At 60.3% G+C, this 21,228-nt stretch carries 16 protein-coding genes and 1 tRNA gene; 14 read left to right on the forward strand and 3 right to left on the reverse strand.

The window, feature by feature from the left end:
• Nucleotides 1-448 precede the first annotated feature (448 nt).
• The 4 genes from dnaG to BKX96_RS15490 all read left to right on the forward strand — a co-directional run bounded on the left by dnaG (nucleotide 449) and on the right by BKX96_RS15490 (nucleotide 8,303).
• Complete coding sequence (dnaG, locus tag BKX96_RS15475) at nucleotides 449-2,428, forward strand: DNA primase (RefSeq protein ID WP_046818196.1); 1,980 nt, start codon at nucleotides 449-451, stop codon at nucleotides 2,426-2,428.
• A 67-nt stretch (nucleotides 2,429-2,495) separates the two neighbouring features.
• Nucleotides 2,496-4,343 carry an RNA polymerase sigma factor RpoD gene (rpoD, locus tag BKX96_RS15480; RefSeq protein WP_046818197.1) on the forward strand — a complete coding sequence of 616 codons (1,848 nt, stop codon included), beginning with the start codon at nucleotides 2,496-2,498 and terminating at the stop codon, nucleotides 4,341-4,343.
• Between the two features lie 123 nt (nucleotides 4,344-4,466).
• Nucleotides 4,467-8,213: a bifunctional diguanylate cyclase/phosphodiesterase gene (locus BKX96_RS15485; RefSeq protein WP_046818198.1), complete on the forward strand. Its 3,747-nt coding sequence runs from the start codon at nucleotides 4,467-4,469 to the stop codon at nucleotides 8,211-8,213.
• A 13-nt stretch (nucleotides 8,214-8,226) separates the two neighbouring features.
• A tRNA-Ile gene (locus BKX96_RS15490) sits at nucleotides 8,227-8,303 on the forward strand.
• Nucleotides 8,304-8,392: 89 nt separating this feature from the next.
• On the opposite strand, the gene BKX96_RS15495 is transcribed toward BKX96_RS15490, so the two are convergent.
• Complete coding sequence (locus BKX96_RS15495) at nucleotides 8,393-9,070, reverse strand: zinc metalloprotease (protein ID WP_077185139.1); 678 nt, start codon at nucleotides 9,068-9,070, stop codon at nucleotides 8,393-8,395.
• 75 nt (nucleotides 9,071-9,145) lie between these two features.
• A complete protein-coding gene (locus BKX96_RS15500; RefSeq protein WP_077184571.1) occupies nucleotides 9,146-9,799 on the reverse strand; it encodes a glycosyltransferase family protein in 654 nt (217 codons plus the stop codon).
• A 223-nt stretch (nucleotides 9,800-10,022) separates the two neighbouring features.
• Between BKX96_RS15500 and BKX96_RS15505 the strand changes: the two genes are divergently transcribed.
• The 10 genes from BKX96_RS15505 (at nucleotide 10,023) to BKX96_RS15550 (ending at nucleotide 21,035) form a co-directional block, all read left to right on the forward strand.
• Nucleotides 10,023-10,484 carry an Lrp/AsnC family transcriptional regulator gene (locus tag BKX96_RS15505; RefSeq protein WP_046029956.1) on the forward strand — a complete coding sequence of 154 codons (462 nt, stop codon included), beginning with the start codon at nucleotides 10,023-10,025 and terminating at the stop codon, nucleotides 10,482-10,484.
• A 288-nt stretch (nucleotides 10,485-10,772) separates the two neighbouring features.
• A complete protein-coding gene (locus BKX96_RS15510; RefSeq protein ID WP_077184574.1) occupies nucleotides 10,773-12,455 on the forward strand; it encodes a flavin monoamine oxidase family protein in 1,683 nt (560 codons plus the stop codon).
• A gap of 12 nt (nucleotides 12,456-12,467) precedes the next feature.
• On the forward strand, nucleotides 12,468-13,262 hold the full coding sequence (locus BKX96_RS15515; protein ID WP_046818201.1) for a carbon-nitrogen hydrolase family protein: 795 nt from the start codon (nucleotides 12,468-12,470) through the stop codon (nucleotides 13,260-13,262).
• A gap of 48 nt (nucleotides 13,263-13,310) precedes the next feature.
• A complete protein-coding gene (gene pqqF / locus BKX96_RS15520; protein ID WP_077184576.1) occupies nucleotides 13,311-15,734 on the forward strand; it encodes a pyrroloquinoline quinone biosynthesis protein PqqF in 2,424 nt (807 codons plus the stop codon).
• A 158-nt stretch (nucleotides 15,735-15,892) separates the two neighbouring features.
• Nucleotides 15,893-15,967, forward strand: a complete 75-nt coding sequence (gene pqqA / locus BKX96_RS15525; RefSeq protein WP_003444522.1) for a pyrroloquinoline quinone precursor peptide PqqA — start codon at nucleotides 15,893-15,895, stop codon at nucleotides 15,965-15,967.
• A gap of 80 nt (nucleotides 15,968-16,047) precedes the next feature.
• On the forward strand, nucleotides 16,048-16,959 hold the full coding sequence (gene pqqB / locus BKX96_RS15530; protein ID WP_077184578.1) for a pyrroloquinoline quinone biosynthesis protein PqqB: 912 nt from the start codon (nucleotides 16,048-16,050) through the stop codon (nucleotides 16,957-16,959).
• 127 nt (nucleotides 16,960-17,086) lie between these two features.
• On the forward strand, nucleotides 17,087-17,839 hold the full coding sequence (gene pqqC / locus BKX96_RS15535) for a pyrroloquinoline-quinone synthase PqqC (protein WP_046818204.1): 753 nt from the start codon (nucleotides 17,087-17,089) through the stop codon (nucleotides 17,837-17,839).
• Nucleotides 17,836-18,111, forward strand: a complete 276-nt coding sequence (gene pqqD / locus BKX96_RS15540) for a pyrroloquinoline quinone biosynthesis peptide chaperone PqqD (RefSeq protein ID WP_046818205.1) — start codon at nucleotides 17,836-17,838, stop codon at nucleotides 18,109-18,111. The genes pqqC and pqqD overlap by 4 nt, the downstream gene beginning before the upstream one ends.
• Nucleotides 18,104-19,243, forward strand: a complete 1,140-nt coding sequence (pqqE, locus tag BKX96_RS15545) for a pyrroloquinoline quinone biosynthesis protein PqqE (protein ID WP_410454535.1) — start codon at nucleotides 18,104-18,106, stop codon at nucleotides 19,241-19,243. Before pqqD ends, pqqE begins: the two co-directional genes overlap by 8 nt.
• The gene (locus BKX96_RS15550) at nucleotides 19,209-21,035 is read left to right on the forward strand and encodes a S9 family peptidase (RefSeq protein WP_077184582.1); all 1,827 of its coding nucleotides are present in this window, start codon (nucleotides 19,209-19,211) and stop codon (nucleotides 21,033-21,035) included. The genes pqqE and BKX96_RS15550 overlap by 35 nt, the downstream gene beginning before the upstream one ends.
• A gap of 5 nt (nucleotides 21,036-21,040) precedes the next feature.
• Here the strand turns inward: BKX96_RS15550 and BKX96_RS15555 are convergent, their stop codons facing one another.
• Nucleotides 21,041-21,199, reverse strand: coding sequence for a YqaE/Pmp3 family membrane protein (locus BKX96_RS15555; RefSeq protein ID WP_003228885.1), 159 nt, complete (start codon nucleotides 21,197-21,199; stop codon nucleotides 21,041-21,043).
• Nucleotides 21,200-21,228: the final 29 nt, after the last annotated feature.

The raw sequence follows: 21,228 nt of genomic DNA on the forward strand, positions 1-21,228 counted from the left end.
CCGGCTCTGAGCCGGGCTTATGGCATTTGCGTAAAACGCTTGATGCTTCACCGTCGAAGCCGCAGACGCGACCGAGACAAATCTGCTTCACTGCGTCAGACCTGGCTTTTTTGCCAGCGGTGCACGTCTTTTCTGACGAGCCTTTCAAGGCTACTGACGAGCACACCCACTGATTCCTCTCACGACGATCAGCCCAAGGCACCTGTATGCGTGCCGAAAAAGAGCTATCCGAGACCCTTGACGGGTCGCAGCCGGATTCAGCGCAACACTTTCAAACAGTCGAATACTGACAGGCAGTAACGTCAGTGGATTTTCGGCAGATACACTTCCCGATAGCGATTATGCAGGCGATACCGGTCGAGCCGCACATTGTGCGTGCCTCAAGCAATGATCCGCGTTCAGCCACCCTTCGCTTCGGTCCCCTTTCAGCGCAGATGACGAGAACGCCATGGCCGGGCTAATTCCCCAGAGCTTCATTGACGACCTTCTGAACCGCACCGACATCGTCGACGTGGTCAGCTCGCGCCTGCAACTGAAAAAGGCCGGCAAGAACCACACTGCCTGCTGCCCGTTCCACAAAGAGAAAACACCCTCTTTCAGCGTAAGTCCCGACAAGCAGTTCTATTACTGCTTTGGCTGCGGCGCGGGTGGCAACGCCCTGGGCTTCATCATGGACCACGACAACCTGGATTTCCCCCAGGCTGTCGAAGAACTGGCCAAGGCCGCCGGGATGGAAATCCCCCGCGAGGAAAGCGGGCGACCGCACAAGCCGCGCCAGCCAACCGATTCGCCGCTGTACCCGCTGCTTACCGCCGCCGCCGATTTCTATCGCCAGGCCCTGAAGAGCCATCCGGCGCGTAAAGCTGCCGTGGACTACCTGAAAGGTCGAGGACTGACCGGTGAAATCGCCCGGGACTTCGGCCTTGGCTTTGCGCCACCGGGCTGGGACAACCTGTTCAAGCACTTGAGCAGCGACACCCTGCAACAAAAAGCCATGATCGATGCCGGCCTGTTGATCGAGAACGCCGAAACCGGCAAACGCTACGACCGCTTTCGTGATCGCGTGATGTTCCCGATTCGCGATAGTCGCGGGCGCATCATCGCGTTCGGTGGCCGGGTACTGGGCGACGACAAGCCCAAGTACCTCAACTCGCCGGAAACCCCGGTCTTCCATAAAGGCCAGGAACTCTACGGCCTGTACGAAGCGCGCAAGAACAACCGCAACCTCGACGAAATCATCGTTGTCGAGGGCTACATGGACGTCATCGCCCTCGCCCAGCAAGGCTTGCGCAATGCCGTCGCGACCTTGGGCACCGCCACCAGCGAAGAGCACATGAAGCGCCTGTTTCGCGTCGTGCCCAGCGTGCTGTTCTGCTTCGACGGCGACCAGGCCGGCCGCAACGCCGCCTGGCGAGCCCTCGAAGCCACGCTGTCGAGCCTGCAGGATGGCCGTCGCGCCCGATTCCTGTTCCTGCCCGAAGGCGAAGATCCAGACACCCTGGTCCGCTCCGAAGGCACCGATGCCTTCCGCGCACGCATCAACCAGCACGCGCAGCCATTGGCCGATTATTTTTTCCAGCAACTGACGGAAGAAGCCGACCCGCGCTCACTCGAAGGCAAGGCCCACATGGCCACCCTGGCGGCACCGCTGATCGATAAAGTCCCGGGGGCCAACCTGCGCATCCTGATGCGACAGCGCCTGAGCGAAATCACCGGCCTCAGCGGGGAGGCCGTTAGTCAGCTTGCCCAAACCGCCCCCCAGGAAGCACCGCCCGCCTACGATCCGGGCTTCGATTACGACGCAATGCCGGATTACAGCGACTACCATCAGCCGCAGGCACCGGAGATGTATGCACCACAGCAAGAGTGGACACCGAAAAAAACCGGTGCCGGCGGCAAGAAATGGGACAAGAAACCCTGGGACAAGAATGGCAAGCGTGGCGGTTATCGCGATCAGCAAAGCCCACCCAGAACGCCTATAGCTGTCGAGGCACCAACGCTCATTGCAATCCGTACCCTTATCCACCACCCGAACATGGCGGGAAAAGTGGAGAGTGCCAATCATTTTGCAAATGAGACAAATACCTATGCGCAGCTCCTGGTCGCGCTGGTCGAGGCAGTTCAGAAAAATCCTGGGCTAAACTCAATCCAACTGATGGCTCGCTGGCATGGAACCGATCAGGGGCGCCTGCTCAAGGCGCTTGCGGAAAAGGAATGGTTAATTCGAGGGGACAACCTTGAACAACAGTTTTTAGACACCATTAATAGGTTATCCGCAGCCCAGCACACACATACCCTGGACGAGCTCATCAAAAAAGCCAACGACCCAGGACTGACCGCGGAACAGAAAATGCAGATAGCAAATCAGATGCGCGACCTATTTAAAGGCAATGTTTCCGCATCAAACCCGACCTCAACTGGCGCGTGAGGTCATAGCTCAGGTATAATCCTCGGCTTGTTTTTTGCCCGCCAAGACCTTCAGTGGATAGGGTGTTATGTCCGGAAAAGCGCAACAGCAGTCTCGTATCAAAGAGTTGATCACCCTTGGTCGTGAGCAGGGCTACCTGACTTACGCGGAGGTCAACGACCACCTGCCGGAGGATATTTCAGATCCGGAACAGGTGGAAGACATCATCCGCATGATTAACGACATGGGGATCAACGTATTCGAGGTTGCGCCAGATAAGGATTCCCTTATGCTGGCCGACGCCGATACCGACGAAGCCGCGGCCGAAGAGGCAGCTGCTGCGTTGGCAGCGGTCGAGACCGACATTGGTCGCACAACCGACCCGGTGCGCATGTACATGCGCGAAATGGGTACGGTCGAGCTCCTCACGCGTGAAGGCGAAATCGAAATCGCCAAACGTATTGAAGAGGGCATCCGTGAAGTGATGAGCGCAATCGCGCACTTCCCTGGCACGGTTGATCATATTCTCTCCGAATACACTCGCGTCACCACCGAAGGTGGCCGCCTGTCCGACGTCCTGAGCGGTTATATCGACCCGGACGACGGCATTGCGCCGCCTGCAGCGGAAGTGCCGCCGCCGATCGACGCCAAGGCCGCGAAAGCGGATGACGATTCCGACGACGATGACGCCGAAGCTTCCGATGACGAAGAAGAAGCCGAAAGCGGTCCGGATCCGATCATCGCCGCCCAGCGTTTTGGCGCTGTCGCCGATCAGATGGAAATCACCCGCAAGGCGCTGAAAAAGCACGGTCGCCACAACAAGCTGGCAATTGCCGAGCTGTTGGCCCTGGCCGACCTGTTCATGCCGATCAAACTGGTTCCGAAGCAATTCGAAGGCCTGGTCGAGCGTGTGCGCAGCGCCCTGGATCGTCTGCGTCAGCAAGAGCGTGCAATCATGCAGCTCTGCGTTCGTGATGCACGCATGCCGCGTGCTGACTTCCTGCGCCAGTTCCCGGGCAACGAAGTAGACGAAAGCTGGAGTGATGCACTGGCCAAAGGCAAAAGCAAATACGCTGAAGCCATTGGTCGCCTGCAGCCGGACATCATTCGTTGCCAGCAGAAGCTGACCGCGCTGGAAACCGAAACCGGTTTGACGATCGCCGAGATCAAGGACATCAACCGTCGCATGTCGATCGGTGAGGCCAAGGCCCGCCGCGCGAAGAAAGAGATGGTCGAAGCGAACTTGCGTCTGGTGATCTCCATCGCCAAGAAGTACACCAACCGTGGCTTGCAATTCCTCGACCTGATCCAGGAAGGCAACATCGGCTTGATGAAAGCGGTAGACAAGTTCGAATACCGTCGCGGCTACAAATTCTCGACTTATGCCACCTGGTGGATCCGTCAGGCGATCACTCGCTCGATCGCCGACCAGGCCCGCACCATCCGTATTCCGGTGCACATGATCGAGACGATCAACAAGCTCAACCGTATTTCCCGCCAGATGCTGCAGGAAATGGGTCGCGAACCGACCCCGGAAGAGCTGGGCGAACGCATGGAAATGCCTGAGGACAAGATCCGCAAGGTATTGAAGATCGCTAAAGAGCCGATCTCCATGGAAACCCCGATCGGTGATGACGAAGACTCCCATCTGGGCGACTTCATCGAAGACTCGACCATGCAGTCGCCAATCGATGTCGCCACCGTTGAGAGCCTCAAGGAAGCGACTCGCGAAGTGCTGTCCGGCCTCACTGCCCGTGAAGCCAAGGTACTGCGCATGCGCTTCGGTATCGACATGAATACCGACCACACCCTCGAGGAGGTTGGTAAGCAGTTCGACGTGACCCGTGAACGGATTCGTCAAATCGAAGCCAAGGCGTTGCGCAAGCTGCGCCACCCGACGAGAAGCGAGCACCTGCGCTCCTTCCTCGACGAGTGACACCAGAACCCCCGGCCCAGGCCGGGGGTTTTGTTTTGTGCAGATTAAATCCCCCGCTCCACCCCCACCCGCCGATTTGCCCGTCTACACTCGAAACATTCCCCGAGCCATAACGAGACCGTTATGCCCAGACTGCCGACCGTGTTGTTTTTGCTGTCGCTGATTACCTGGACCGCAACGGCTGGCGCGCTGACTCTAACCGACGAAGAACGTAGCTGGCTTGCGGCCCACCCGGACCTGCGCCTGGGTGTCGATGCGTCCTGGCCCCCCTTTGAGTTTCGCGACGACAAGGGGCGCTACCAGGGCCTTGCGGCAGACTATATCGACCTGATTCGCCAGCGACTGGCCATCAAGCTCACACCCATCGAACCCGTGAGCTGGACGGTCGTGCTGGACCAGGCCAAACAAGGCAAGCTGGACCTTTTGCCGGGCATCATGTCGACCCCGGAACGCCAGGCCTACCTGTCATTCACCCGCCCCTACCTGGATTTCCCGATCGTTATCCTGGCGCATGTCGGGGGCGCCCAACCGCGCAAACTCAAAGACCTGTACGGGCTGAAGATCGCCGTGGTGGAAAACTACGCGCCCCACGAACTGTTGCGTACCCACAATCCCGATCTGAATCTGGTGGCGATGCCCAACGTCAGCTCTGCCTTGCAGGCACTGGCCACCGATGAAGTGGACGCCGTGGTAAGCGATCTCGCCTCCAGCGTCTGGAGTTTGCGTCAGCTCAAGCTCGACGGGCTGTATGTCAGCGGCGAAACCCCTTACCGCTATCAGTTGGCCATGGGGGTACCACGGGATAACAAGATGCTGGTCGGCATCCTGGATAAAGTCCTGGCCGACATGTCACCGGCTGAAATCAGTTCGATCCAGGAGCATTGGGTTGGCAACGTCCTCGATCATCGAACGTTCTGGTCCGATCTGCTGGTCTACGGCCTGCCTGGGCTATTGCTGCTGATTCTCGTGCTGGCCGCCGTGATCCGGGTCAACCGCCGCTTGAGTTCGGAAATCGCCCGCAGGGTCGATCTGGAGCAGGAACTGCGCAGCAGCGAATACCATTATCGCGGGCTGGTGGAGAGCCTGTCGGCCATCGCCTGGGAAGCGCGGATGAGCGACTTCACCTACAGCTATGTGTCGCCCCACGCCGAAGACCTGCTCGGCTACCCCCTGTCCCACTGGTTGATTCCGGGCTTCTGGCGCAACATCATCCACCCCGCCGACCTCACCCGCGCGCAGAGCTTCTGCGATCACGAGGTGCTGGCCGGTCGAGACCACACCCTCGATTACCGGGTCATCACCGCTGACGGGCGTTGCTTGTGGGTTCGCGACATCGTCAGCCTGATCGAACATGGCCATGAGCCGGTAATGCGTGGCTTGATGATCGATATCAGCGAAACCAAACGCACCGAAGAAGCACTGCGCCTCTCTGAACAGAAGTTTGCTTCGGTGTTCCAGCAATGCCCGGACATCCTGGTGATCGCGCGTCTCAGCGACGGCTGCCTGCTGGAAGTCAACGAGGCGTTCGAAGACCAGATCGGCCTCAGGGCCGAAGACGTCATCGGCCAGACCGCCACCAACCTGAACATCTGGGGCATCCCGGGCGTCGGGCCAGGACTGTTGCAGCGCTTGCAGGCCGGCAGCATCCGCAACCTGGAGATGCCCTTTCGCCGCAGCAATGGCCAAGTGTTCACCGGCCTGATCTCTGCCGAGCCCTTTGACCTCGATACGACACCGGCACTGGTGGTTGTGGTGCGAGATATCACCCAGCTCAAGGAAACCCAACAACAACTGCAAACCTCCGAAGAGAAATTTGCCAAGGCCTTCCACGCCTCACCAGACGGCTTGCTGCTGTCCCGGCAAAGCGATGGCCTGTTGATCGAGGTCAACGAGGGCTTCAGCCGCATTACCGGCTTCAACAGCGCAATGTCGGTGGATCGCTCGGCCCTGGACCTCGGCATCTGGGTCAATCTCAATGAGCGCAAACAAATGCTCGACCTGTTGCACCGTGACGGTTTCGTCCGCGACTTCAGCTGCCATATTCGCCGCAGCGACGGGCAGATCCGCCTCTGCGAGGTTTCCAGCCGTCCGCTGCCGATCGGCGACGACGACTGCATGCTGACCATCGCCCGGGACATCACCGAACGCCACCTGATGCAGGAAAAACTGCAACAGGCCGCCACGGTATTCGAGAGCACCGCAGAAGGCGTGTTGATCACCGATACCCAGCAACATATCAGCGCAGTCAACCGTGCCTTTACCGAAATCACCGGCTATAGCGAAAGCGAAGCACTGGGTCACACCCCGCGCCTGCTTGCCTCGGGCCTGCATGACAGCGCGTTCTATGCCGCCATGTGGCATCAACTGACCGCCGAAGGTCATTGGCAAGGCGAGATTTCCAACCGACGCAAGAATGGCGAACTTTATCCTAGCTGGCTGACCATCAGCGCCGTGCGCAATCGCGACAATTTCATCACCCACTTCGTCGCCGTGTTCGCTGACATTTCCAGCCTCAAACACGCCCAGGCCAAACTCGACTACCAAGCCCACCACGACCCGCTGACCGGCCTGCCCAACCGCACGCTGTTCGAGAGCCGCTTGCTCAACGCGCTCAATCACCAGAAGGAAAACGGCGGCCAAGGTGCGGTTCTGTTCCTCGACCTGGACCGTTTCAAGCACATCAACGACAGCCTCGGCCACCCGGTCGGCGATCTACTGCTCAAGGGCATTGCCGTACGCCTCAAGGACCAGTTGCGCGACATCGACACCGTTGCGCGCCTGGGCGGCGACGAATTCATCATCCTGCTCCCTGGCCTGCAGCAACCCAGTGACGCCGACAACATCGCCACCAAGCTGCTCAATTGCTTCACCGCGCCGTTCCAGGCCGGCGAACATGAGTTTTTCATCAGCTCCAGCATCGGCACCAGCCTCTACCCCAAGGACGGCAGCGACGTTGCCACGCTGATCAAAAACGCCGACGCGGCGATGTACCGCTCCAAGGCCAAAGGCCGCAACCGCGTCGAAAGCTATACCTGCGACCTCACCGCCCAAGCCAGCGAACGCGTGGCGCTGGAGCACGAACTGCGCCGCGCTATCGAGCGCAACGAACTGCACCTGTGCTACCAGCCCAAGATCAGCCTCGACGACTATCGCCTGGTGGGTGCCGAAGCGCTGATTCGCTGGCGTCATCCGACCTTTGGCGACGTGCCGCCCGAACACTTCATCTCGCTGGCCGAAGAAAACGGCATGATCCTGCAGATCGGCGACTGGGTACTCGAGACCGCCTGCCGGCAGATGTATGAATGGAACCAGATGTACGAGGGCCTCGGCCCATTGTCGGTTAACCTCGCCGGGGCCCAACTACGCCAACCCAACCTGCTCGGGCGCATCGAACAGTTGCTCAAGGACAACAACCTCAACCCCGGTTTACTGCAACTGGAAATCACCGAAAACTTCATCATGAGCCAGGCCGAAGAAGCGCTTGCGGTGCTGCACCAACTCAAGCACCTGGGCGTGCAACTGGCGATCGACGACTTCGGGACCGGGTACTCTTCACTGAGTTACCTCAAGCGCCTGCCCCTGGATATTCTCAAGATCGACCAGTCCTTCGTCCGCGGCCTGCCGGATGACCCCCACGATGCCGCTATCGTGCGCGCCATCATCGCGCTCGGCCGCAGCATGCAATTCACGGTCATCGCCGAGGGCGTCGAAACCCAGGCGCAGCAGCAATTTCTCGCCGCCGAAGGCTGTGAACAGATCCAGGGCTACATCGTCAGCCTGCCCCTGCCCCCCGACGAATTCGCCGCGACGTTTCTTCGTACAACAGTAATAGATTTTTCGGATAGCACAGCCGCGAAACCGTCGCTATAATCCGCCACCAATGGGGCCTATAGCTCAGTTGGTCAGAGCAGAGGACTCATAATCCTTTGGTCCACGGTTCAAGTCCGTGTGGGCCCACCAAACAAGAAAGCCGCGCAATGCGCGGCTTTTGCGTGTCTGAATGACCTGAAGCAGTCAAGCGATCGCATAATCGTTCAGCGGGCAGCAGTTCATCTATCGAAAACACGTCCGGACTTTTCGGGGCCTCCAACACCAATAGACGGAATGGCCTGCACTGCCCGCAGCCGCTCAAGCATCTGCCCCGTCAGCATAACCTCGTAAGTATCCGCCGCCCGCCCCCACTGCTCGACGATAGCCATCCCGTCCACCAAAGCCGCCGCCAATTCGGCAATGGTCCCGGACAGCTCTTCCACAATGTCTTGGGTCCGCTGCCACGCCCGATCCGTGAGCGTTTTTAGCTCAGTCGATATGCGCTCGGACGACGCCGCATCGGTCTCGGGGTAGACGATGTTGCGCAGCAGATGCTGCAGCTCCCTGATCTTTGCGTAGTCCTGTTCCGCCCCCTGCTCTCCCTTGAGGATGGCTGTGGCTTTCGACTTGTCTACGCGCTGTCCGCCCGAGTGTCTTGCTGCCAGTGTCTGCGCCATCGCGCCAGCCAGGAGGACCATCATTCGAGCCTCCAGATGTTGCTTCATGGCGTCTATCGACGATATTGCCCGCACCAGGCTGATGGACGCACCGCCGTGATGCCGCAAGTCCATGGTCACTGTCAGGCTCACGCTGCCCGTGGCAAAACCCAAGGCACGAGCCACGGCGTAGTGGCCCATTTCGTGATGGGCAATCTCCCAGGCGCGATCCCGTACAGCTGGAGGCATTTTCTTCGTCATGACCTGTCCCTTCGTGCCACGGCCGCAAATGAGCTGTCCTACATCACAGACCAAATGAAGGTCCAGGGTCAATCCTCAAAACCTCAATCGAAACACCGTTCGCCAGAGATTTTTCCATACCGAGCGTTTGTGCTTCTTCCAGTTGCGTTCCCACCACTCATCTTCATTCATCGCGAACACCTCGATGTCGCTGCCGGTCACCGCCGCCGCGTGCTGACGAAACAGCATGGGAAATACGCAGTGTTGCTTGATCTGCCGTTTGAACAGGACATCGACCGGCTCCCCCACATAAGGTGTTGCAGCCAGCACCCTGCAGCCTTCGCGGGAGAGGATATAGGCGTGCAGCGCCACCACGTTGCCACGGGCAATGAACGGGAACCAGGTCAGCCATGTGCGCCCCATGCTGTACCCCAGGTGCAATGCCTCGAACCTGTTGCGGCGAATAAACCGGTTCACCCAGCCCACCTGTGCCGGATGAAACCGGTAGGGCATGGCGTCATCCTCGAAGATCAACACCCGTTGCCAACCTTCGGCCAGGACTTTTCTGGCCAATGCTTGATGCGACTCGTAACAGCCTCGGATCGGGTCGCTGCAGCGCTGAGCGATGAAGAACTCGATCGGGTTTGAAATGAGCGTAGCGATGGTTCTGTCGAACAATTGCCGCCGGTCATGGCGCTCACTCAGGGATATGCAATACACGTGATCAACATCAAACGAGACCCTTTCCATTCGCCCCCTGGCACCTTCATAGACCTCTCCGCGACCCGACGCCACGGAAAGAATCAATGATCGGCAAGTGGGCACTGCCACGTATGTCAGACGCGTCCTGAAATGGCGTTGGCTTTTCTGTTCGGTTATCGCCCACGGTCAGTAGGATATTGGCGTCGCGAGCGCTGCGGGGGATGTGCCTGTAACATGCCCGGATATTGATCCATGCCGCTGGAGACCCGCCTTGCCTGACATCCGCCCGCCCGTTCTCGACGAAATCGACCGTCAGCTGATTGCGGCCCTGCAGATCAATGCCCGCGAAAGCGTGGCCATGCTCGCCCGGCAACTGGGCATTGCCCGTACCACCGTCACGTCGCGCCTGGCGCGGCTGGAAAAAGCCAAGGTCATCACCGGCTATGGCGTGCGACTTGGCCAGCGCGTGGTGGATGGCGGGCTGCAGGCGTATGTGGGGATTACCGTGCAACCGCGGTCCGGCAAGGAAGTGTTGCGGCGCCTGAGCGCAATGGCGCAGGTGCAGCAGTTGTGTGCGGTGAGTGGTGAATTTGATTATGTGGCATGGTTGCGCACCGATTCGCCGGAGCAGCTGGATCAGTTGCTGGATCAGATTGGCAGTGTGGATGGGGTGGAAAAGACTACGACCTCGATCATCCTGAGCAGCAAGATTGATCGGGGGCAGCCGGTTTGAGATTTTTCCGGTGGTTATGGGTGTCTGGCTGGCCTGCAAAGGACCTGTAGGGGCTGGCTTGCCAGCGAAGGCGTCCGGACCATCAACACAAGACTCAAGCACCTCATCGCTGGCAAGCCAGCTCCTACAGTGGTCAGTGTGCGCAATTATATTGTCATACTGATCAATAATCTGGCAAAACGACGACACTTTGCGTCTTATTAACGTGTTCTACGCTCTCTAGAATGGCTGGCATCTTTTCCTATACTCAGATGCGCATTCCGCGTCGGGTCGACAGCAAGGTCAGCCATGAACAAGAACAATCGCCATCCTGCAGACGGTAAAAAACCAGTCACCATTTTTGGTCCGGACTTTCCTTTCGCCTTCGACGACTGGATCGAACACCCGGCCGGCCTGGGCAGCATTCCCGAGCACCATCACGGTGCCGAAGTGGCGATTGTCGGCGCCGGGATTGCCGGGCTGGTGGCCGCGTACGAGTTGATGAAGCTGGGTCTCAAGCCCGTGGTCTATGAGGCCTCGAAGCTGGGCGGCCGCCTGCGCTCCCAGGCGTTCAATGGCACCGATGGCATCGTCGCCGAGTTGGGTGGCATGCGCTTTCCGGTATCGTCTACGGCGTTCTATCACTACGTCGACAAGCTGAACCTTGAAACCAAACCCTTCCCCAACCCGCTGACACCAGCCTCCGGCAGCACCGTCATCGATCTGGAAGGCAAGACCCATTACGCACAAAAACTGGCGGATCTTCCTGCACTGTTTCAGGAAGTCGCCGACGCCTGGGCCGATGCCCTGGAAGCGGGCTCGCAGTTCTCCGATATCCAGCAGGCCATCCGCGACCGCGACGTGCCGCGCCTCAAGGAGCTATGGAACACCCTCGTACCGCTGTGGGACGACCGCACCTTCTACGATTTCGTGGCCACCTCCGAAGCCTTTGCCAAGCTGTCGTTCCATCACCGTGAAGTGTTCGGCCAGGTCGGTTTCGGTACCGGTGGCTGGGATTCGGACTTCCCCAACTCGATGCTGGAAATCTTCCGCGTGGTGATGACCAACTGCGACGATCACCAGCACCTGGTGGTCGGTGGCGTGGAACAAGTGCCGCATGGCATCTGGCGCCATGTCCCGGAACGCTGCGTGCACTGGCCGCAGGGCACCAGCCTCAAGTCCTTGCACAGCGGTGCACCACGTTCCGGCGTGAAGAAAATCGCCCATGCACCGGGCGGCCGTTTTGCGGTGACCGACAACAACGGCGACACCCGCGAATACGCCGCGGTGCTGACCACCTGCCAGAGCTGGCTGCTGACCACCCAGATCGAATGCGACGAAACCTTGTTCTCGCAGAAGATGTGGATGGCCCTGGACCGCACCCGTTACATGCAATCGTCGAAAACCTTTGTGATGGTCGATCGTCCGTTCTGGAAGGACAAGGATCCGGAAACCGGCCGCGACCTGATGAGCATGACCCTCACCGATCGCCTGACGCGCGGCACTTACCTGTTCGATAACGGCGATGACAAGCCCGGGGTGATTTGCCTGTCGTACTCGTGGATGAGCGACGCGTTGAAAATGCTCCCGCACCCGGTGGAAAAACGCGTGAAGCTGGCGCTGGACGCGTTGAAAAAGATCTACCCGAAAGTCGACATCGCCGCACGTATCATCGGCGATCCGATCACCGTGTCCTGGGAAGCCGACCCGCATTTCCTTGGTGCTTTCAAGGGTGCACTGCCCGGTCACTATCGCTACAACCAGCGCATGTACGCGCATTTCATGCAGGACGACATGCCGGCCGAACAGCGCGGGATTTTCATCGCCGGCGACGACGTGTCCTGGACGCCGGCCTGGGTCGAAGGCGCGGTTCAGACCTCGCTCAATGCGGTGTGGGGCATCATGAAACACTTCGGCGGTGCAACTCACGCCGAGAATCCGGGTCCAGGAGATGTGTTCAACGAGATTGGCCCTATCGCCCTGCCCGAGTAAGAGGAATCTGAAATGCGCGTAGCCCTTTACCAATGTCCACCGTTGCCCCTGGATGTCGCCGGCAACCTTCAGCGCCTGCATCAACTGGCGCTGGAGGCAAAGGGCGCCGACTTGCTGGTAGTGCCGGAGATGTTCCTGACCGGCTACAACATCGGCGTCGATGCCGTCAGCGTGCTGGCGGAGGTGCACAACGGCGAATCGGCGCAACAGATCGCGCGCATTGCCAAGGCCGCCGGGATCGCCATCCTGTATGGCTATCCCGAACGCTGCGAAGACGGGCAGATCTACAATGCCGTGCAACTGATCGACGCCCATGGCGAGCGCCTGTGCAATTACCGCAAGACGCACCTGTTCGGCGATCTCGACCGCTCGATGTTCAGCGCCGGTACGGACGACTTCCCCGTCGTTGAACTCAACGGCTGGAAGCTCGGCTTCCTGATCTGCTACGACCTCGAATTTCCGGAAAATACCCGGCGCCTGGCCCTGGCCGGCGCCGAACTGATCCTGGTACCGACGGCCAACATGATCCCGTTCGACTTCATCGCTGACGTCACCGTACGCGCCCGGGCCTACGAGAATCAGTGCTACGTGGCTTATGCCAACTATTGCGGGAGCGAAGGCGATATCCACTACTGTGGCCAAAGCAGCATCGCCGCACCGGACGGCAGCCGCATTGCCCAGGCGGGACTCGATGAAGCGCTGATTGTCGGTGAACTGGACCGCCAGTTGATGCTCGACTCCCGCGCCGCCAATCGCTACCTGATCGATCGCCGCCCCGAGCTTTACGGCACGCTGAACAAGCGCTGAGCCACCGTTATCCGCTAGCATTGGCACTTCTCTGTCCTGGAAGTGCTCATGCCTGCGCTGAATCCCCCTCGCCCCCACACTGAAACCCTGGCCAACGGCTTGCGGGTGACGCTGCGTCATGCCCCGGATTTGAAGCGCTGTGCGGCGGCGTTGCGGGTTGCCGCTGGCAGCCATGACGTGCCGTTGGCCTGGCCGGGCCTGGCGCACTTTCTTGAGCACCTGCTGTTTCTCGGTACCGAGCGTTTTGCCGCCGACCAGGGGCTGATGGCTTTCGTCCAGCGCCACGGCGGCCAGGTAAATGCACAAACCTGCGAGCGCACCACCGATTACTTTTTCGAGTTGCCACTGCAGGCATTTGCCGAGGGCCTGGAGCGGCTGGCAGACATGCTCGCCCATCCACGCATGGACCTGGACGACCAACACCGGGAACGGGAGGTGCTGCAGGCGGAATTCATCGCCTGGTCGCAGGATGCTGCGGCGCAGCAGCAACTGGCTTTGCTGGGCGGGCTTAGCGACGCTCATCCATTGCGCGGTTTTCATGCAGGCAACCGCGACAGCCTGCCGGTGCCGTTATCCGAGTTCCAGCAAGCCTTGCAGGATTTTTTCCAGCGCTATTACCAGACCGGACAAATGACCTTGAGCCTTGCCGGCCCCCAGAGCCTTGATGAGTTGCGGCAGTTGGCCGAAGCATTTGGCAACGTCATTGCCAAGGGCGAGAAGATCCCGCAACAAGCCCCGACGCCGCTGATGGCTGGGGCGGACAATAGTTATCAACAGGTCGGCGAGCATCGGCTGGACCTGCTGTTTGCCCTTGAAGCACTGCCCGACTCATCCGCCGAAGCGCTGGGTTTTCTGTGCCATTGGCTGAACACCGCAAAACCCGGTGGGCTGCTGGCTGAACTGCGCAAACAGGGCAGAGTTGAAAACCTCAAGGCGCACCCCCTGTACCAGTTCGCCGGGCAAGCCTTGCTGCACATTGAGTTCACACTGGCCGCCAATGCCCCGGCGACCGGAATTGGCGAACAGTTGCAGGACTGGCTGGGCTTTTTCGCCCGGCAAGACTGGCGCGGGCTGCGCGAAGAATACGCGGCGCTGCGCCAGCGCCAGCCAGGCAGCGCCTTGCAACTGGCCCGGCAGGACAGCGAAGAGCGCGAAGCAGGCTTATCCGACGCCGGTGTTGCTGCCCTCAAGGTCATTCTGGAAAAAATCGGCGCTGTGGATAACTTCGCTGGCCCGTGGCAGCTCCCCGCACCCAATCCGTTCCTGCACACCGAACCTTCGCCTTCTGGCGCCGGCTTGATTCGCGGACAAACCAGCGCTCACCGGGGCCTGCGCACCTTTGCACAAGACCGCTCACGCAGCCGTCGCGAACGCTCACCGATGCAGTTCAGCCAGGCCTTGCCGGATACCGGCGCTGAAGCGGCGCTTTACCTGCGCTGGCGCCTCGAGGGGGCACCCGGCGCCAGCCTGCAATCGCGCCTGGAAAACAACCTGCAAGCGTTGCGCGAAGACGCCGGAGAGGCTGGCGTGGACTTTTCCTTCGGCGCATCGGGCAATCAATGGCTGCTGAAAATGACCGGCCTGCAGGCACCGATGTCGACCATCCTCGAACACGCGCTGAACCTGCTGAGCCAGCCTGAAGCAGCGCTGTCACAGCCATCACCGGCCCGCCCGGCCTTGATGCCGATTCGACAGTTACTCAAGATGCTGCCCGATCTCTGCCTGGAACAATCGGCCGAATCGGACAACCTGGCGCAACTGTGGTCGGGTGCTCGCTGGACCGGCCTGGCGTGCGGTTTTTCTGCCCAAACGCAAGCGGCCATGGGCCTGGCGTTGAGTCGAGTGCCGGGTACTGCGGAGACGCAACAGGCACCGGCTTCGTCAATGCCCTCGCAACACCTGTGGAGCATCGTAGAAACCGACTCCAGCGAACACGCGCTGCTGTTGTTCTGCCCGACAGCCACCCTGGAACTGGCTGACGAAGCCGCCTGGCGGTTGCTTGCCCATGTCTGTCAGACGCCGTTCTATCAGCGCCTGCGGGTGGAGTTGCAATTGGGTTACGCGGTGTTCAGCGCCCTGCGACAGGTTCACGGGCAAACTGGGCTGTTGTTCGGTGTGCAATCACCAAACGTGGTCACTGCCCAGCTCTTGCAGCACATCGAACAGTTCCTGAGCGAGTTGCCGACGTTGATCCAGACCCTCGACGAGAGCGCCTTCATTACCCAACGCCAAGCCTTGGTGGAGCAGTTTTCCAGCGCTGCCCTGACGACAAACCAGGCCGCCGAATTGCTCTGGCAGGGCAAACTGGTCGGCCGCCCGTCGGATTATCTGACGCAATTGCCCCAGGCCATTCTGTTGACCGACCGCGCCGCGCTGCTGGCGGCTGTCCAGCATTTGAACCGGGCAGAAGGCGGCTGGCGCTGCTTGGCGAACAGCCCGGCACCCGGCGCACCTTGGCAAGCGACAAAATGATCATTACCCAGACGGTAAGGAGCTTTTTCAAAGTTTCACGGGCAATTCTTGTGAAATTTTGAGTAACATAGCAGCCTAACTATTTGGAACATCTCTGACTGGAGGTGGACTATACATATAGATAGCGCTGTCCAACCCTACCTGAAGGAGTTCAAACGATGGCCTGGACCAAACCGGCTTACACCGACCTGCGTATCGGCTTCGAAGTCACCATGTACTTCGCAAGCCGCTGATCTCTGCCCTGGCAGAATGCAGCACAACGCCTCGGTTATCCGAGGCGTTTTATTTTCAGCGTTGAAATGATGGAGCGCCCATGTTTGTCCAGATCCTAGGTTCCGCCGCTGGCGGTGGTTTTCCACAGTGGAACTGCAATTGCGAGAACTGCGCGGGTTTTCGCAACGGCAGCCTGCGGGCCGAGGCGCGCACTCAATCCTCCATCGCGATTTCCGATGACGGCGTGAACTGGGTGCTGTGCAATACCTCCCCGGACATCCGTGCCCAACTGCAAAGCTTCGCGCCCATGCAACCGGGGCGAGCACTGCGTGATACCGGGATCAGCGCAATCATCCTGATGGACAGCCAGATCGACCACACCACCGGCCTGCTCAGCCTGCGCGAGGGTTGCCCGCATCAGGTCTGGTGCACCGACATGGTCCATGAAGACCTGAGCACCGGTTTTCCGCTGTTCAACATGCTGACCCACTGGAACGGTGGCCTGAGCTGGAACCGCATCGAGCTCGACCAGAGCTTCAGCATTCCCGCCTGCCCGAACCTGCGCTTCACCCCGCTGCCCCTGCGAAGCGCCGCCCCGCCCTACTCGCCGCATCGCTTCGACCCGCATCCGGGCGACAACATCGGCCTGATCGTCGAAGACCTCAACACCGGTGGCAAACTGTTCTATGCCCCGGGCCTGGGCAAAGTCGACGCGCCGCTGCTGGAGATCATGGCTGATAGCGATTGCCTGTTGGTCGATGGCACCCTGTGGGACGACGATGAAATGCAGCGCCGTGGCGTAGGCACCCGTACCGGTCGGGAGATGGGCCATCTGGCGCAGAACGGTCCTGGTGGCATGCTCGAAGTGCTGGAGCAACTGCCAAGACAGCGCAAGGTCCTCATCCACATCAACAACACCAACCCGATTCTCGATGAGGATTCGCCGCAGCGTGCCGAGCTGGATCGGCGCGAAGTTGAAGTGGCGTATGACGGCATGAGTATTGTGCTGTAACTGATGACCCCTTCGCTGGCAAGCCAGCTCCTGCAGTTGACCGCATTCCAATGTGGGAGCGGGCTTGCTCGCGAAGACGTCCAACCAGGCACCACAGAATCCACCGGTTGTACTCCGGAGACCCGCAATGACCGACACCCCGATGTCCCCCACCGAATTCGAAGCCGCCCTGCGCGCCAAGGGCGCCTACTACCACATCTACCACCCGTACCACGTGGCGATGTACGAAGGCCGGGCGACCCGCGAGCAAATCCAGGGCTGGGTTGCCAACCGCTTTTACTATCAGGTGAATATTCCGCTGAAGGATGCGGCGATCCTGGCCAACTGCCCGGACCGCGAGATCCGCCGCGAGTGGATTCAACGCCTGCTGGACCACGACGGCGCTCCCGGTGAAGACGGCGGCATCGAAGCCTGGCTGCGCCTGGGCCAGGCCGTCGGTCTCGACCCGGACCAACTGCGCTCCCAGGAACTGGTGCTGCCCGGCGTGCGATTCGCCGTCGACGCCTACGTCAACTTCGCCCGCCGGGCCAGTTGGCAGGAGGCCGCCAGCAGCTCGCTGACGGAGCTGTTCGCCCCGCAGATCCACCAGTCGCGCCTGGACAGTTGGCCGCAGCATTACCCGTGGATCGACCCCGCCGGCTACGAATATTTCCGCACACGCCTGGGTCAGGCACGGCGCGATGTCGAGCACGGCCTGGCCATCACCCTCGAGCACTATAAAACCCGGGAAGGCCAGGAACGCATGCTGGAAATTCTCCAGTTCAAACTGGACATTCTTTGGAGCATGCTCGATGCCATGAGCATGGCCTACGAACTCAATCGCCCGCCCTATCACAGCGTGACCGGTGAGCGGGTCTGGCACAAAGGAATCACCCTATGAGTTTCGATCGCAGCAAGACCCCGACCTGGCGCCCCGGCTACCGTTTCCAGTACGAACCGGCGCAGAAAGGCCACGTGCTGCTGTACCCTGAAGGCATGATCAAACTCAATGAAAGCGCCGCGCTGATCGGCGGTTTGATCGACGGCGAGCGTGATGTCGCCGCGATCATCAACGAGCTCGACACGCAGTTCCCGGGCGTGCCCGAACTCGCGGACGACATCGAGCAATTCATGGAGGTTGCCCGTGCGCAGCACTGGATCACCCTTGACTGATCTGCCGCCCCAGCCCGAGGTTGGCCTGCCGTTGTGGCTGCTCGCCGAGCTGACCTATCGCTGCCCGCTGCAATGCCCATATTGCTCCAATCCGCTGGATTTCGCCGAGCAGGGCAAAGAGCTGAGCACTGAGCACTGGATCAAAGTATTGCGCGAAGCCCGGGAAATGGGCGCGGCGCAGCTGGGTTTTTCCGGCGGCGAGCCACTGGTGCGCCAGGACCTGGCCGAGTTGATCGCCGAGGCGCGCAAGCTGGGGTTCTACACCAACCTGATCACCTCCGGCATCGGCCTGACCGAGCAGAAAATCGGCGACTTCAAGAAGGCCGGTCTCGATCACATCCAGATCAGTTTCCAGGCCAGTGACGAGCAGGTGAACAACCTGCTGGCGGGCTCGAAAAAAGCCTTCGCGCAAAAGCTGGAAATGGCCCGCGCCGTCAAAGCCCATGGCTATCCGATGGTGCTTAACTTCGTCACCCATCGGCACAACATCGACAAGATCGACCGCATCATCGAGCTGTGCATCGCCCTTGAGGCGGACTTCGTCGAACTCGCCACCTGCCAGTTCTACGGCTGGGCGCAGCTCAATCGAGTCGGGCTATTGCCGACCAAAGAGCAACTGGTGCGCGCTGAACGCATCACCAACGAGTACCGCGCCAAGCTGGAAGCCGAAGGGCATCCGTGCAAGCTGATTTTCGTGACGCCGGACTACTACGAAGAACGCCCTAAAGCCTGCATGAATGGCTGGGGCAGTATTTTTCTGACAGTCACGCCGGACGGAACCGCGCTCCCCTGTCATGGCGCCCGACAGCTGCCCGTGCAGTTTCCCAACGTACGCGATCACAGCATGCAGCACATCTGGTACGACTCGTTCGGCTTCAACCGCTTTCGTGGTTACGACTGGATGCCCGAGCCGTGCCGCTCATGCGACGAGAAGGAAAAGGACTTCGGCGGCTGTCGCTGCCAGGCGTTCATGCTCACGGGGGACGCGAGCAATGCCGACCCGGTGTGCAGCAAGTCGCCTCAACACGGCGTGATCCTCAAGGCCCGCGAAGAGGCGGAGCACGCGACCCAGACCATTGAACAACTGGCCTTTCGCAATGAACGAAACTCACGCCTCATCGCCAAAAGCTGAACCTTTCAGCGCCGCCAACGCCGTCGCGGCAGGCATCGATTTTGCCGAACTGCAGGTCGGCGCCCATGGTTTGTTCTGGAACGAATACCGCCCGGAGGATGCCGCGTGCCGGATCTGGCAATGGCGTGATGGCGCGGCCTATTGCCTGACACCTCCCCCGTTCAGTGTGCGCAGTCGGGTGTACGAATATGGCGGTGGTGCGTTTTGCCTGACCGACGACGGCGTGGTATTCGTCAATGAGGCCAATCAGCAGTTGTATCGCCAATCATTGCCAGGCGAGACGCCCGAAGTGCTGACGTCAGGCGTATGTCGATACGGCGACTTACAGTTCGCCAATGGCCAGGTGCTGGCCGTCGAGGAAAACCGCAATGAACACCGCCTGGTGGCGATCGACCTGGCGGATGGCACACGGCATTTGCTGGCCGAAGGTGCGGATTTCTACGCCGCACCGACCTTGAGTCTCGATGGGCAGCGACTGGCCTGGATCGAGTGGAGTCGCCCGAATCAGCCATGGACCGCAACCCGCTTGATGGTCGCCCATCGCCAGGCTGATGGTGCTTATGCGGCGACCTCCTGCGTGGCAGGAGACCAGGCGCAAGAATCGCTGCAGCAACCGCGCTTCGACGGCAATGGCCGCCTGTACTGCCTGACCGATCGCGCTGGTTACTGGCAGCCTTGGGTGGAATCGGTCGACGGCCTGACGCCATTGCCCAGCGCCGCCGCCGACCACGGCCCGGCGCCCTGGCAACTGGGCGGTTGCACCTGGCTGCCACTGAGCGAGGGCAGCTACCTGGCCAGCTGGACCGAAGGCGGTTTCGGCCGACTGGGGCTGTGCGCTGCCGCGTGCGACGACTTTACCGGCGACTACAGTCGCTTCCGTCACCTTGCCATGGATGAGCAGTTCATATACTGCATCGCGGCGTCCCCCGTCAGTTCATCGGCGGTGATCGCCATCGATCGCCAGACCCGCCAGGTGAAAGTCCTCGCCGGCGGTATCGCACCGCTGCCTGCCGAGCAAATCAGTCGTCCGCAAACCCTGCGCTATCCAAGCGGCGCGGGTGAAGCCCACGGTTTTTTCTACCCGGCGATGACCGGCGAAGCGAAACCGCCATTGGTGGTGTTCATCCATGGCGGCCCGACCTCGGCGTGTTATCCGATGCTCGATCCGCGCATCCAATATTGGGCGCAACGCGGTTTCGCCGTGGCCGATCTCAACTATCGTGGCAGCAGCGGTTACGGCCGGGACTATCGACAGGCCTTGCATTTGCGCTGGGGCGAAGTTGATGTCGAAGACGCTTGCGCAGTGGTCAGCCATCTCGCCGAACGTGGCTTGATCGATGGCGACAAAGCCTTCATTCGCGGTGGCAGCGCGGGTGGCTACACGGCGCTGTGCGCGCTGGCGTTCCATCAGGTGTTCCGTGCCGGTGCCAGCCTTTATGGGGTCAGCGACCCTGTGGCGCTGGGTCGGGCGACGCACAAGTTCGAAGGGGACTACCTGGACTGGCTGATCGGTGATCCGCAGCAGGATGCCGAACGCTACGCCGCCCGCACGCCGTTACTGCATGCCGGCAACATTCGCGTGCCGGTCATCTTCTTTCAAGGAGAACTGGATGCCGTGGTGGTGCCGCAGCAGACCCGTGACATGGTCGAGGCCCTGCAGCACAACGGCATTCTGGTCCAAGCCCATTACTACGCGGACGAACGCCACGGCTTTCGCAAAGCCGATAACCAGGCCCATGCGCTGGAACAGGAATGGTTGTTCTATCGGCGGGTCATGGCGTTCGAAAACTGAAACGCTTACCGCTTGGCGATGATGTACACCGCATGCACGATCCCTGGAATGTAGCCACACAGCGTCAGCAGAATGTTCAGCCAGAACGCTCCGCCGAATCCCACTTGCAGAAAAACACCCAGTGGCGGTAACAGAATGGCGATGATGATGCGGATAAAGTCCATGCAAGCAGCTCCTGATTGAGGTGGGCTCA

It is taken from the genome of Pseudomonas putida (assembly GCF_001976065.1).
Lineage (GTDB): Bacteria > Pseudomonadota > Gammaproteobacteria > Pseudomonadales > Pseudomonadaceae > Aquipseudomonas > Aquipseudomonas serbica.

Bases quoted from the DNA above. Each gene is read 5' to 3' on its own strand.
- BKX96_RS15555 (WP_003228885.1), bottom strand. From the start codon at position 21,199: ATGGACTTTATCCGCATCATCATCGCCATTCTGTTACCGCCACTGGGT.
- pqqD (WP_046818205.1), top strand. From the start codon at position 17,836: ATGAGTTTCGATCGCAGCAAGACCCCGACCTGGCGCCCCGGCTACCGT.
- BKX96_RS15495 (WP_077185139.1), bottom strand. From the start codon at position 9,070: ATGACGAAGAAAATGCCTCCAGCTGTACGGGATCGCGCCTGGGAGATT.
- dnaG (WP_046818196.1), top strand. From the start codon at position 449: ATGGCCGGGCTAATTCCCCAGAGCTTCATTGACGACCTTCTGAACCGC.
- BKX96_RS15515 (WP_046818201.1), top strand. From the start codon at position 12,468: ATGCGCGTAGCCCTTTACCAATGTCCACCGTTGCCCCTGGATGTCGCC.
- BKX96_RS15485 (WP_046818198.1), top strand. From the start codon at position 4,467: ATGCCCAGACTGCCGACCGTGTTGTTTTTGCTGTCGCTGATTACCTGG.
- BKX96_RS15550 (WP_077184582.1), top strand. From the start codon at position 19,209: ATGAACGAAACTCACGCCTCATCGCCAAAAGCTGAACCTTTCAGCGCC.
- BKX96_RS15500 (WP_077184571.1), bottom strand. From the start codon at position 9,799: ATGGAAAGGGTCTCGTTTGATGTTGATCACGTGTATTGCATATCCCTG.
- BKX96_RS15510 (WP_077184574.1), top strand. From the start codon at position 10,773: ATGAACAAGAACAATCGCCATCCTGCAGACGGTAAAAAACCAGTCACC.
- pqqF (WP_077184576.1), top strand. From the start codon at position 13,311: ATGCCTGCGCTGAATCCCCCTCGCCCCCACACTGAAACCCTGGCCAAC.
- pqqC (WP_046818204.1), top strand. From the start codon at position 17,087: ATGACCGACACCCCGATGTCCCCCACCGAATTCGAAGCCGCCCTGCGC.
- rpoD (WP_046818197.1), top strand. From the start codon at position 2,496: ATGTCCGGAAAAGCGCAACAGCAGTCTCGTATCAAAGAGTTGATCACC.
- pqqB (WP_077184578.1), top strand. From the start codon at position 16,048: ATGTTTGTCCAGATCCTAGGTTCCGCCGCTGGCGGTGGTTTTCCACAG.